The sequence below is a fragment of the Streptomyces dengpaensis genome (assembly GCF_002946835.1).
In the GTDB taxonomy this organism is placed as follows: domain Bacteria; phylum Actinomycetota; class Actinomycetes; order Streptomycetales; family Streptomycetaceae; genus Streptomyces; species Streptomyces dengpaensis.
Window position 1 is genome coordinate 81,860 of record NZ_CP026653.1, and the last position, 10,349, is coordinate 92,208.

15 protein-coding genes are annotated in these 10,349 nt (G+C 70.0%); 11 read left to right on the forward strand and 4 right to left on the reverse strand.

The window, feature by feature from the left end; genetic code table 11:
- Position 1: 1 nt before the first annotated feature.
- From C4B68_RS40455 to C4B68_RS40500, 10 genes are all read left to right on the forward strand, one after another.
- Positions 2-268: a hypothetical protein gene (locus C4B68_RS40455; RefSeq protein WP_099505165.1), complete on the forward strand. Its 267-nt coding sequence runs from the start codon at positions 2-4 to the stop codon at positions 266-268.
- A gap of 3 nt (positions 269-271) precedes the next feature.
- Complete coding sequence (gene tpg / locus C4B68_RS40460; RefSeq protein ID WP_099505164.1) at positions 272-829, forward strand: telomere-protecting terminal protein Tpg; 558 nt, start codon at positions 272-274, stop codon at positions 827-829.
- Positions 830-842: 13 nt separating this feature from the next.
- Positions 843-1,415 carry a hypothetical protein gene (locus tag C4B68_RS40465; RefSeq protein ID WP_099505163.1) on the forward strand — a complete coding sequence of 191 codons (573 nt, stop codon included), beginning with the start codon at positions 843-845 and terminating at the stop codon, positions 1,413-1,415.
- Positions 1,416-1,564: 149 nt separating this feature from the next.
- Complete coding sequence (locus C4B68_RS40470; protein WP_099505162.1) at positions 1,565-1,909, forward strand: hypothetical protein; 345 nt, start codon at positions 1,565-1,567, stop codon at positions 1,907-1,909.
- Complete coding sequence (locus tag C4B68_RS40475) at positions 1,906-2,841, forward strand: hypothetical protein (RefSeq protein ID WP_143674426.1); 936 nt, start codon at positions 1,906-1,908, stop codon at positions 2,839-2,841. Before C4B68_RS40470 ends, C4B68_RS40475 begins: the two co-directional genes overlap by 4 nt.
- Positions 2,838-3,227: a hypothetical protein gene (locus C4B68_RS40480; protein WP_099505160.1), complete on the forward strand. Its 390-nt coding sequence runs from the start codon at positions 2,838-2,840 to the stop codon at positions 3,225-3,227. The genes C4B68_RS40475 and C4B68_RS40480 overlap by 4 nt, the downstream gene beginning before the upstream one ends.
- Positions 3,224-3,829 (forward strand): hypothetical protein, encoded by a 606-nt coding sequence (locus C4B68_RS40485; RefSeq protein ID WP_099505159.1) that lies wholly within the window; start codon positions 3,224-3,226, stop codon positions 3,827-3,829. The genes C4B68_RS40480 and C4B68_RS40485 overlap by 4 nt, the downstream gene beginning before the upstream one ends.
- 11 nt (positions 3,830-3,840) lie before the next feature.
- Positions 3,841-4,446 carry a hypothetical protein gene (locus tag C4B68_RS40490; protein ID WP_099505158.1) on the forward strand — a complete coding sequence of 202 codons (606 nt, stop codon included), beginning with the start codon at positions 3,841-3,843 and terminating at the stop codon, positions 4,444-4,446.
- Positions 4,447-4,531: 85 nt separating this feature from the next.
- Positions 4,532-4,837: a DUF6247 family protein gene (locus tag C4B68_RS40495; RefSeq protein WP_099505247.1), complete on the forward strand. Its 306-nt coding sequence runs from the start codon at positions 4,532-4,534 to the stop codon at positions 4,835-4,837.
- A complete protein-coding gene (locus C4B68_RS40500) occupies positions 4,834-5,097 on the forward strand; it encodes a hypothetical protein (RefSeq protein ID WP_099505157.1) in 264 nt (87 codons plus the stop codon). The genes C4B68_RS40495 and C4B68_RS40500 overlap by 4 nt, the downstream gene beginning before the upstream one ends.
- Before the next feature lie 87 nt (positions 5,098-5,184).
- Here C4B68_RS40500 and C4B68_RS40505 read toward each other — a convergent pair whose 3' ends face one another.
- A complete protein-coding gene (locus C4B68_RS40505) occupies positions 5,185-5,691 on the reverse strand; it encodes a hypothetical protein (protein WP_240634790.1) in 507 nt (168 codons plus the stop codon).
- A gap of 144 nt (positions 5,692-5,835) precedes the next feature.
- The gene (locus C4B68_RS40510; RefSeq protein WP_099505156.1) at positions 5,836-6,132 is read right to left on the reverse strand and encodes a hypothetical protein; all 297 of its coding nucleotides are present in this window, start codon (positions 6,130-6,132) and stop codon (positions 5,836-5,838) included.
- A gap of 226 nt (positions 6,133-6,358) precedes the next feature.
- Here C4B68_RS40510 and C4B68_RS40515 point away from each other — a divergent pair, with 226 nt between their 5' ends.
- A complete protein-coding gene (locus C4B68_RS40515) occupies positions 6,359-7,141 on the forward strand; it encodes a hypothetical protein (RefSeq protein WP_099505245.1) in 783 nt (260 codons plus the stop codon).
- 782 nt (positions 7,142-7,923) lie between these two features.
- On the opposite strand, the gene C4B68_RS40520 is transcribed toward C4B68_RS40515, so the two are convergent.
- Both C4B68_RS40520 and C4B68_RS40525 read right to left on the reverse strand, forming a co-directional pair.
- A complete protein-coding gene (locus tag C4B68_RS40520) occupies positions 7,924-8,340 on the reverse strand; it encodes a hypothetical protein (RefSeq protein WP_099505155.1) in 417 nt (138 codons plus the stop codon).
- A complete protein-coding gene (locus C4B68_RS40525; RefSeq protein ID WP_099505154.1) occupies positions 8,334-8,993 on the reverse strand; it encodes a replication/maintenance protein RepL in 660 nt (219 codons plus the stop codon). The genes C4B68_RS40520 and C4B68_RS40525 overlap by 7 nt, the downstream gene beginning before the upstream one ends.
- Positions 8,994-10,349: the final 1,356 nt, after the last annotated feature.

Consider the following 10,349-nt stretch of genomic DNA (forward strand, 5'->3'; position numbering starts at 1 on the left):
CGTGAGTCACGAGCGCAACTACACACACGGCCGGATCGAGGAAGCCGCAGTCTCGGTCGATGCGAGTCAGGAGCAGAAGACCGCCGCCTACTACCTGCTCGACGACCTCGTGGCCGTCGCCCGCGAGCACGGATTTCAGCTCACCGACTTCGACGCCACCGGCCTTGACCTTCCGTCAGTCTGCCTGCAGATCTCAGGCGCCCGTGAGACGCACAAGCGCCAGGCCACAGGCCCGGACGGCCAGGAACCCACCCCCGAAGGGAGCTGAACAATGGGAGAGATCGACGACGCCATCGAGCGCACCGACCGGGAGAAGTTCACCCGGGAGCCGCCCAAGACCCTGAAGGGGCAGATCGGCTACCTGCTCAAGCAGTTGGGCAGCGCGAAGGCCGTAGCGGCGGAGCTCGGTGTCACCGCCGACTCGGTCAACCGCTACCGGCGCGGCGCCCGCAAGCACGCCCGTGCCGACGTCGCTGCGAAGATCGACGACGCGGTACGGCAGCGGTGGCAGCCGCAGGTGCGCAAACGCCGGCACCGCCAGGCGGCCACCACCGGCGGGATCACGGTGGAGACGCGGGCCCGGTTCGGGTACAAGGCGCCGGTCGGCACGACCGACGAAGGCCGCTTCCGACGGCTCACCGTGCACCTCCCCCCGGAGTACGCCCGCCGCCTGTTCGAGGCCCGCGATGAGGGTGCCAACGACCAGCGGATGCGTGAAATCATCGCTGAAGGGTTTAAGGACGTCTATTTCCAGGACGGCGGGAGCCGTGCCATGGGACTCTCGGACGTGTACCTGAACGACATTGATTACCTGGACCTCGAATACTGAAATGAGGAAAAGCATGACCGCCGAATTCACGGCTATCGACCGCGACAAGAGTCCGCTGCTGGACGCCGAACAGGACGCCGTCCGCATTGCCGACGCGCTGCGCGGCAGCCCGCACATCCTCGGTGCCAAGGCCGACCCGGCCTTCTCGGACCGTGTCACCTTCACCACGCTCGCGGGCAACGGCTTCGACTTCACCCTGCATGACGCCGAACCCAGCGACGACGACATCCTGCCCTCCCCGGCGCTCATCGAGGCCGCTGCCGCGGCGATCCTCAACCACCCCGACTTCTGCGTCGCCACCCCGGACTCCCCGCGCGAGGACACCATCACCGTCCAGACCAGGGGCGGGGTGCGCTACCTCCTGACCATGGACGTCGACCCCGACGCGGACGCCGACGACTACTCCACCCCGGCCGAAGACGTCTCCTACGCCGCCGACGTGACCCTCACCAGCAACCCGAGCGACTCCGACCGCTCCGTGGCCGAACTCCTCAACTACGTCGCCGCCACCTGGGAGAAGCAGGATCTCCCGCTGCGCCAGCACGCCCAGGCCGTCGCCCGCGCCCTGACCCGCCAGCGCCGCTAAGCCTCAGCTCGTCAGCCCGGCCCCGGCCCGGCTGACCACCCCGCACACGGCGCGGGTCCCCGGCATGTCAGCTGCCGGGGACCCGCGCCTCCAGTGTTCCGCAGCCAAGCCAGCACGCACACCCCATCCCTCACCAGCAGGAGGAATCCGTGCCGTACGACCACGACGACGACCCGGAGAACATCGTCCAGACCCGGAAGCGGCAGGCCGGTCAGCTGGACTACATCAACTCCTACTACCAGCTGCCCGAGCGGTTCGGTGTCCGCGCCGCGATCGGCGGCCGGGTCCGCCACACCGACGGGGAGGGCGAGATCGTCGACACCGCCGGGCAGTACCTGCGCCTGCTCCTGGACGGCGCGACCGAGCCCGTCATCCGCCATGCCACCGCGAACATCGCCTACTGGTCGCCGACGGCGGGATGGGTGCAGGCCGCCCGGCTGCCCGACCCGTGCGCCACGGCCGGCGCACCGCACAGCACGGGAGCCTCGCGGTGACCTCGCCCGTCAGCGCGAAGGCCCGCAAGCCGCACTTCGCCGCCTGGAAAGACGTCCCGACCGGCTTGTACGCGACCGCCGCCCAGCTCAAGAGCATGGACCTGCCCCGTCAGCCGGGACCGCCCGCGGCCACCGTCGACGGCCAGGACGGCATCGGCCGACGTACGACGATCACCCTGTACCGCATCGACCAGTCGGCGCCGACCGCCTCCACCGTCGCCCAGCTGGCCGCCGCCCGGGCCCGGTCGGAGAACTCGGTGCGGGCGAGGGTGTGCGCGGACTGCGGTGCCCGCCCCGACCGCGCACCGATCGCGACGGAGTCGTACGGCGCGCTGTGCCCGACCTGCTGGCACATCCGCGGACTGCGCCACCGCCAGGAGGAAGCCCGCCAGGAGCGCGCGGCCGCCGTCCGTACCGCCCGCGACCTGCTGCGTGTCCCGCAGAACCGGCCGCTGGGGGTGCTGCACGTCGACTACACCGAGCGCGGGCACACCCCGGCGGGCACCCGGCGCAGCCCGTCGGCGGCCAAGGTCACCGTCATCGGCGCCAACGGCCTGGTCGTCGCCGAACCGCTGCTGCGCCTGGTGCCCCCACGGGCCAAGGGCATCCCCGAGGGTGCCGGCGACCCGGTCTCGGGCTCGGAGGTCCTGGCCGCGATCCTGTCCCAGCTCACCGTGCTGATCTGGCGCTACCGCGATCTGGACGACCTGTCGGCCGGGCTGCGCTCGCAGGGCGCCACCTGGTTCCTGCCGGCCGACGGTCATGTCCGTGAGATGGCCCGGCTGGCCAGCGCGTGGCGAGGCGAGGTCACCCCGGACGGCGATCGGCCCGTGGCTGTCGCACCCGGGCGTGCGGACCGGATGCTCTACCTCCTGGGTCAGATCGCCGACACCGAGCAGGCGCCGACCATGCCGATCGGAGCCGCCACGTGACCACAAGCAACATCGAGGAGCTCGCCGAGCGAGTCCGGTTCGACCTGGAGAGCGCCGGCCTGCTCCAGCCCCCACCTCCGGCCCTGCCCTCTGCTGATGACGAGGCCCAGGGCGGGCCAGTGGTCTACATCGAGGACGGCCAGGTCCACGTGGACTGGCTGTGCCACGCTCGCCTCAACGACGCCTCGCTCGACATGGTCGAAGCCGGCCGCGACGAGGACGACGTCGTACGTCGGTATGAAGCGGTGCGCGTCGCCATGCACACCGCGTTGGGAGCCATCCTCCACGGCTTCGGCTACCGGCTCGACGCCCCGCACTTCGGGTACGGCTACACCATCCGGCCCGCTCACCACGACTTCCCGACCGCAGGACAGGAACTCTCATGACCACCAGCGCTGATTCCACGGCCATCGACCAGGCCAAGCGCCCGTTGCTCGATGGCTACGACGTCGTCGACATCGCCGAAGCGCTGCGCCGCAGCCCGCACATCCGCAGCGTCGACGACGTCTCGCCCGGCGACAAAGCCGTCTGGTTCCGGGACGCGGGCGGCACGGGCTACACCCTGTCCCTGACCGACGTGGAGCCGATCCCCGAGGACGGTCCGCAGGGCGAGGCCTACCCCTGGGACGCTGTCGCCGCCGCGATCGGCAACCACCCGGACTTCGTCAGCGCTGAACTTGTCAGTAAGCCCATCGGCCTGAACCTCGACACCATCACCGCGGTCACCCGCACCGACTTCGAGTACACCTTGAAACTGACCGCCGCCTTCCGTCCTCGCGCCGACAGCGCTGAGGAGGAACCGCCCGCCCCGGTCGACCGCATCCTCCAGGCCGTCGGCCAGCTCCGCTCCCGCAGCGACGACAACCCGGACGCCGTGGTGTTCGACGCGTCGGCCGGCCTCCTTGAGCACATCGCCGGGACCTGGGACCAGCAGGACGACCAGACGCGTCAGCGCGCCCTGGCCCTCGCCCTGGCCCTGGCTCTGTAGGGGGAGACGAGATGCTCGCAACGGTTCCCGCGACTGCCGGTTTCGGCGTCGCGGAGCTCCAGCTCGACATCGACGACGCGGAGCACGAACGACGTCACGCCACCGGCTTGGGCGTCGCCACCGGTTACGGCTTCGGCGGCCTGGACGTGCTGATGGCGCTGCCCCACGGCCTTCCCGTCCCGCTCGCCGCCCTCACCGATCACCAGCGCGCCTACATCCGCCGGGCCCCGGCCGGGATCTGCACCGTCACCGACGGCCAGGTCGTCCGGCACGTCACGCGTCCGTGCCAGGTGCGGCTGGCCACGGTACGGGCCACGAGCGCCTCCCAACTGGCCTGGGACGCGGCACAGAAGTTCACGGAGTTCTGCGCCCGCCGGGTGATCATCACCAGGGCCCCCAGCGTCAACTACCCCGAGAAGCTCCTGGAGTTCGGCTACTACGGCATCGGCGTCAGCCTCCAGCACCCCGACGGACACCTGGAGACGCTGGTGGAACCGCGGCCATGGCGCACCCGGCGGCACACACCCGAAGCCTGGTGGTTCGCGGAAACCGCCTACGGCCAGTTCCTCGCCCAGCAGTCGTCCCCGTACGCCCCCGCGCTGTCGCCGGCGCCCTGATCCAGTAGGAGGGATCTGTCCCATGCCCGCATCCACGGCCACCCGGCACGCGTACCGTGAGGTGACGACCCGCCGGGAGGACCAGATGAGCGCGCAGCCCGACCACGCACCCGTCACCCCGTACGCCCCCGCACCCGGAGCTCCGGCCGAACTCCTCGCCCAGCTGCGCGCCGACCGGCGCGCGGACACCTGGGTACCGGCCTTCGAACGGGAGTGGGCCGCCGCCCTCGAGGAATCACGGCGCACGTTCTCCCTCGCCGGGCTGTACGAGGTCGTCCAGAACTGGCAGGGCCGCCTCGCCTCCGCCCCGGCCGTCGACGCGTTCCTCGCTGGAGGCTGCGACGACAGCGACTTCATCGACATGGCGGAGCTCCGCGGGCGGCGCCGGTGACCGGACAGCAGCCGTATGCGGTCCGCTTCTCCGCCCCGGCCGCGAAGGTCCTGGCTACCCTGCCCGAGCACGTCGAAGACATGGTGTGGGACGTCCTGGACGCCGCTGCGGCCGATCCGTGGGGCTTCCGGCAGTGGAACGCCGATGACCCCGAGGGCGAGGACGTCCGCCACGCCTCCGTCGGCCAACTCTCCCTCACCTACTGGGTGAACCGGCCCATGCGCCGCCTGTCCGTCCTCACCATCACCTGGCTCGGATAGCCATCCGTGACAACGCCCTGACCCCGGCATCGCAACTGCCGGGGTCAGGGCGTTTCCGATCGTAGCCACGGCCGTATCCACCGGTAGTCACCAAGCACCGCGGGGGCGGTCGGCACCGAGCTGCACCTCGCGCCGGCACTCGGGACAGTCCGGCAGACCCTCCACTCTGCGCGGCCTGTCGCCCTTCGCCCAGCTGAACCCGCACAGCGCCGTGTTCGAGCAGTGCTGGACCTGGTCGTCCTCGCTGGCGTGCGAGCCGTAGCCCGGCACGTTCCAGGTGAACGTCGCCTCCCCGTCGTACGGTGCGCCCTCGGGCCAGTCGTAGACCGGCTCGGTCGTGGTGCAGCGCATCCGCAGATCGGGCCCCGTCCAGTGCTTGCCGTAGACGATCTTCGCAGCAGCGTCAGCCGCGTCCGCGAGGCGCTCGAAGGACAGGTCGTAGTCGTGCATGTGATCCCACGAGCCCGGCTTCTGCTCCCGCATCAGCGAGCGGAACATCAACAGCAGCCGCGCCAGATCATGGTGGTGGACACGCACGCTCCGCGTGTCGTGGTCGTAGCCGTACGTCGGATCGTGGGCGGGCTTCTTCGGCATCGGTCCTCGTTCGCGTTGCTACGGCGGTCAGCGCCCCACCACAGGGCCTACGGTCGCTGCCGGATGCTCAACGACCCGGGCCCGCCGGAGCCACGCTGACCTCCGCCATCCGTGCGCCGACCGCACCGCCGTGGGCTTCGCGTCTCAGTCTTGCGACGGCGTCGCGCCGGGCAGCTCCCCGGAGAAGGCCCACCACTGCTCGATGGTCCACACAGCGACGCTGGAGCGGTCGGTGGACATCCGCAGCCACACCTCCTCGCCGCCGGGCATGAGCGCCACCTCCAGGTGCTCCTCGTCCCACGTGCCCACCGGGTACATCCACTCGATGCCGTCGGGCCAGGCCCGCATCGCCACCGTGCGCACGCTCAGCGCCACGGCGAAGGCGTCCAGCGCCGCCTTGGGTATCCGCACCTCCGCCGGCTCCCGCTCGATCCCCGCCACCTGGCCCCCTCGCGTCGCGCGGCGGGCCTGACCCGCGACCGCCGTCGCGGATCAGCGTGACAGACCCGCCCACTCACGGTGTCACGCTGTGAGGTCTATAAGGCTCACAGGGCGTTTCCCCAGGTAGACGCGGTGAACTATGAGACTGTGAGGTTGTGAGGCGGAGCTCGCACCGGTGCTTCCGCACGCCCTGGACCGGCCCGCCGGCCCGGAGGACGATGGAGTCGTGGGCGAGCACGACGAGCACCAGGAGCACGGCGTCGAACCGGCGCGGCCGCCGCTCACCGCGGCCCGCGCCCGGGAGATGACGGCCGGGCTGCGCGAGGCGATGGACGACGTCCGGCGCTCCGTGGCGGTGCTCGCCGCCCGGGTCCGTGACGCGCATGCCGCCCGCGTCTGGCTCCCGCTCGGGCACGGCAGTTGGGAGTCGTATTGCGACGCGGAGTTCGGCATCAGCCGCGCGCAGGCGTACCGGCTCCTGGACGTCGCCGGCGCCCTGGCCGCAATCCACGGCGCCGTCGACGTCGGCACCGAGACGTCTCGCATGCGAGACACCGGCCCGAGCGCGGCCGCGCTCGACTACGGCCTGTCCCAGCGCGCCCTGATCGCCGTCTCCGGCCGTACGGACGTCGTCGCGGAGCTGATCACCCGGCGCCTCGCCGCGCTCGCTCACAGCGGCCTCCAGGCCCTCGATGAGCCGACGGTGCGCGCGGTGGTCCGCCAGGCCGTCCGCGACGTCCGCATCGCCCCGCCTCCGCCACCCGTCGATCCGTCGGCGGATCCCGTGGTCGCCGCGGGGCGCCAGCTCACCGCCAACCTCTTCTCCAGCGCGCACGCGATCGGCGAGCTGATGCTCGAAGTCGCGCCGGCCTACCTGTCCGACACCGAGGCGGCGACCGGCGTCATGGCGCTGCTGTGCGAGGAAATCGGCGAGCCCCTCGAACACGGCCTCGCCGCCCGCCGCTACGCGATGTCCGGCGACCGCCGCGCCCTCCACGGCAGGGTGTGACCGCTTCCGCCCAGCTGTTGCTATGAGGCACACAGCCGGATTCCCCAGGTGGGCGGGGTGCAGTGTGAGGGTGTGAGGTGTGAGACGAGGGCCTGCGGCGACGAGGGGCCGGTGCTCCTGGTCGTACTGATCGCTGGTGGTCTGCAGGGGCGCTGTTCGGTGGGTTCAGTGGGTGGTGGCCGTCGTCGTGGTGGTGCTGTTCGTGGTCCTGGGGATGGTCGTTGGGTGGCAGCAGGGTGGTGTCGTGGGTGCAGCGCAGCATTTGCATGGGCCCGCGTAGCACAAGGCTGCTGCACGGGTAGCAGGCCGACCCCGCCCCTACGGCGACGGGCAGCTGCTGTTCACCGCTCGGACCGTGCCACCCCCGCCAGCGCCTGTCGCTCCGAGGCCGCCAGCACGGTCGGGAGCCCCTCCCGACGGCCGCGGAACATCGCAGATCTGCGATGTTCCGCGCGAGATCTATGCACGGCTGCCGCATGCAACTCCCGCGCCTGTACTGCTCGCCACCCCTTCTACCTGCGGGTTTCCCCTCCAGGGGAACGATGTACGCGCTCGCCGGAGCAGGCGCCGGCTGTTCTAGAGGAGCAGAACAAGACGGTTCCCCTAGTGGTACCGTCCCGGCGCGTCACACGGCGCTGACCTGCCGTTTCCCCTGGAAGGGAACGATGTACGCACTGGGCGCCCGCCGCTCGGGGCAGACGAATGTGCCCCGGCTGCGCATTCCTGTGCGGCAGGGGCACATTTCACGGTCGGGCATCACCCGGGGGTGATAGCGGGCGGCGTCAGCCGACAGCGCGGACAGCCCGGAGCGGCTGGCTCTGGCGCTTGGGCGGTGCGGTTTCGTACAGCGGGACGGTGATCTCGGGCAGCTCGCCGGCCTCGATGCGCTCGGAAGCGTCCTCGATCGCTTCCTCCAGCTCTTCCTGGGAGGCGTAGGAGGCGATGTAGGGGTGGAGGTAGTAGGTCCGGTACTTGCGGTCCTTCGGCCTCAGCACGAGGTTCCGGCTCTCCAGCAGTCCCATTGCGGTGTTCGCGGAGTTCCGCGACAGGCCCACTCGGGCCCCCAGCTCGGCCTGGGAGGCGTTCACCTCGCCGCCGGGCTCCTGGCGCTCGATGAGGACGCTCAGCAGTTCCATCGCGGCCTTGGTGAGGTCCAGCCGGTACAGCATTCCGAAACCGGCGCTCGCCTGGATCAGCATGCCCGCCCCTCCTCGTCGACCACTTCATCTTCCCCGTCTTCGACACCGAGCTCCAGCTGGACGCTACGCGGTGGCTGCGGAGCGTTCAGGGCTGGGAAGACCTCCTCGGGCAGCTTCCCGTCCTTGTCACGCAAGGCATCCAGGATCTCGCGCTGCACGTCTCCGTTGCCCTCGAACCCGAGCATCGGATTCACAAAGATCAGCCCAGTGTCCACGCGCTGGATCATGTGCCATTCCTCAAGGCGGCCGATCGCCCGGGTCACGTTCGCCCGCTCCACACCCAGCTTGTCGGCGATCTTCTTGTGCGTGGCGCGCAGCCAGCCCTCGCGCTGCCGGCCGATGCACCACAGCAGGACCGCGGACTGGATCGGCGACATGCCGTGCTGGGCGATGAGCACGGCCAGGACGTCGGCGAGGAAGTCGTTGGACACCACGCTGTAGCCGGAGCCCCCGTACATCTCGTGAGGCGCGCGGTAGGTGTACCGGACGTTGACGTCCATCTGCTGCACCGGCCGCTTACGCGTCGGCGGCTTGATGTCCTTGCCCAGCCGGGAGGACAGGGTCTCGCGGAAGGCGCTGTCACCACCGGGAGGCACAGCGGTGATCCGGCTCTTGCCACGGCCCGCGGTGGGGCGCTTGGGCTGGCGGGGCATCGACGGTGGTCCTGTCCTCGATCTTGGGGGGTCGCGCCGGACACTAGCAGTTGTTCAAGCTCGGTTGGCAGATTTGTACATGCTGGCGTGTCCCTTTGGTGTCGACGCCGACACAGTGGATTCGAGGGGTGTTTCCTGGAAACCGGCCCCCACCAGCAACGTTCCACAGTTGTACAAGCAGGGTTGGCGAATACGGGTGTCGATGTGGCACCACGGACACATTTTCGCAGGTCGATGTGTCAGCGCTGACACATCCCCTTCCGTAAAAGCCCAGGTCAGAGCTGGTTTTTCCCGAGGGCCCTCTTTTCCTTAAGACGCACGCGCGCGCGAGGGCGGGACCAAGGCGTCACGCACGTGTCGGGCCCGCCACCGACGGCACCAACCACCACAGCCGGCGGTGCGCTGCTCCTGGGGCGTACCGGCCCGCAGCCGCCACCCGGCACGCACGGCTACCGCGCCCGCGAAGGCCCCCAGGCGCCCCGGAGGCGGCTGCTCCGGGGCGCCGCCTCCATCGGGAGGCGCAGGTCCACCGTGGACCCGTAGGCGACCTCCTGTGGCGCTGGCGGTGGGATCTGCCGATGGCTGAGGCGGCTTCGCGTGCGGCTCCGTGGAACCCGTGCGGACCGTAGGCGGCACCAGCGTTGCTGCGTCTCGGGTGGTGCCGACCGTGACGCTTCCAAAGCATCGAGGCGTGGCCGGTGCCGGTGGGCGGTTCCGCCGCCCGGCCCTGGGGGGCCGTTCGGCTCCGGTACCTCCGCACATCGAATTCCAGCGCTCCCATATCGGGCTTCCGTTCTGTGGCTGAGCAATTCACGGCCACGCAATCCCGAATTCTGACGGTAGTTTTTTCGCCGGGCGGGGTGGTGCGGCCAGGACCCAAACGCTACACAGTGAGCTGTCTTGATGCATCACCCGCGTCACACGTTCGTGCGACCAGGTGATGCATCGGCGGATTCCGCCCCACTGTGACGGGTTGGCGTGTATGCTGGCTGAGTATTGGTGAACGCGAGCAGGTGGTTTCGGGAGTTGGGGAGGGGTTCGGGTGGAGCGCAGCGGAGCCCGTCACTGCGATGGAGCCGGCACCCCGTCAGTCCGATGGCCCGTCACTTCCGTTGCGGGGGTGATGGCTGGGATTCCCAGTAGCTACACAGGCCCGCGCGTGATGCACCTCCCCTTGCTGCCAGCCCTGGCACCCGCGCTTGCGCGGGTGCCCTCAATTCGCGCTTGCGCGAATTGAATTCCTTTCAGAATTCCGTTTACGGAATTCCATTCCCGCGTTTACGCGGGAATTCGAATTGCGCTTGCGCAATTCGCGCTCTATGCCCCGGCTTGCCGGGGCATATCCCGCTCCGCGGG